Genomic DNA, 1416 nt, shown 5'->3' on the forward strand with positions numbered 1-1416 from the left:
TGTTATTTCAAAGGAACCTCGCCCCAGCCGTGATCGGCCGGAGACGGGGTATCAACATATCTGGCGTTGACTTTTGGCACGCTGTTGAGTTCTCAAGGAACGGACGCTTCCTTCGTACTCACCCTCTCGGGCTTTCCTCCGGGCGCTTCCCTTCGGTGTTTCCGACTCTATCAGATCTTTCCGATCCGATTTCCTCGGTGCTTTCCAGGTTCCGGCTTCCGCGTTTCCCTTTCCGGCGGTTCCGACTCTATCAGATCCTTTTTCGACCTGATCCCCAGTCAGCGGGGTTTGCCTTCCCGGCCGTTGGGCCGTTCCGACGTCCCAAACCTTAGCGGATTCCCTCGGCGATTCCCAATCGGGCCCTGCGCGGATCCGATACGGGTCGACGAGTCCCACACGAATTGAATTCGGGGACACCGAAAACAACCCGGCCGGGAGATCGTGCTGGTGGTTTTGAGTGCCGCTGGTGCGGCGGGAGATGGTGCCGAAGAACCGTTACGGCTCCGTGGCAACCCGAAGAACTTTACGGATCCGCCCGGGGGCTGTCAAGCACCCCCTGTCAAGATTTTTTAGTCGAGGTCGCTGAGCCGTCCGCCGGCGTCCGGCTGGGCGTCCTCGACCCGGCGCAGGAGCCTGGTCAGCACCTCGCCGAGGATCGTGCGCTCCGCGGGGGTGAGGTCCTGGAGGAGGTCGCCTTCGAAGACCGTCGCCAGACGCATGGCCTCCAGCCACTTCTCGCGGCCCTCGGGGGTCAGCTCGACGATGACCCGTACGCGGTTGGACTCGTCGCGCTCACGGGTGACCAGGCCCTCGCCAACCATGCGGTCGATGCGGTGGGTCATCGCCGCCGGGGTGAGGCCGAGGCGCTTGGCGAGGTCGCTCGGGCCCAGTCGGTAGGGGGCGCCGGAGAGGACCAGCGCCTTGAGGACCTCCCACTCGGCGTTGCTGATGCCCAGGGCTGCGGTCTGCCGGCCGTAGGCGACGTTCATCCGGCGGTTCAGCCGGGACAGCGCCGAGACGATCTTCTCGACCTGGGGGTCGAGGTCCTGGAACTCGCGCTGGTAGGCGGCGATCTGCTCCTCGAGTGTCGGCTCCGTGCCGGTGCCGTCGGTGCCGTCGGTGCTGCCGGAGGTGTCGCCCATGTCCGCAGTATCGCACGGAGCCGCTTGGTGTTGAAGTCCTTCCGGGTGTACTCTTCAATGTCGAAGTTTAGCTTCTAAGTCTTCGCTTCCTAAGTACTGAGGCACCGCAACCAACCACCCACCACTGAGAGAGGTGAACGTGACCAGGGCGATGGGCGCAGCGATGCGCCGGATCCACGTGGGCAACGCACTCAGCGCGTTCGGGCTCGGCTTCACCGTCCCCTACCTGTACGTCTATGTGGCGCAGGTGCTGGGGCTGGGAGCCATGACGGCG

1 protein-coding gene and 1 pseudogene are annotated in these 1416 nt (G+C 64.3%); one reads left to right on the top strand and one right to left on the bottom strand.

The genetic code is table 11. The features are described from left to right. Positions 1-569: 569 nt before the first annotated feature. Positions 570-1142 (bottom strand): MarR family winged helix-turn-helix transcriptional regulator, encoded by a 573-nt coding sequence (locus BZY54_RS45865; protein ID WP_086731267.1) that lies wholly within the window; start codon positions 1140-1142, stop codon positions 570-572. 133 nt (positions 1143-1275) lie between these two features. Between BZY54_RS45865 and BZY54_RS54240 the strand changes: the two are divergent. Beyond that, positions 1276-1416: pseudogene (locus BZY54_RS54240) on the top strand (MFS transporter); the annotation flags it as partial.

The organism is Streptomyces carpinensis (genome assembly GCF_002154505.1).
GTDB classification, from domain to species: Bacteria; Actinomycetota; Actinomycetes; order Streptomycetales; family Streptomycetaceae; genus Streptomyces; species Streptomyces carpinensis.

Bases quoted from the DNA above. Each gene is read 5' to 3' on its own strand.
- BZY54_RS45865 (WP_086731267.1), bottom strand. From the start codon at position 1,142: ATGGGCGACACCTCCGGCAGCACCGACGGCACCGACGGCACCGGCACG.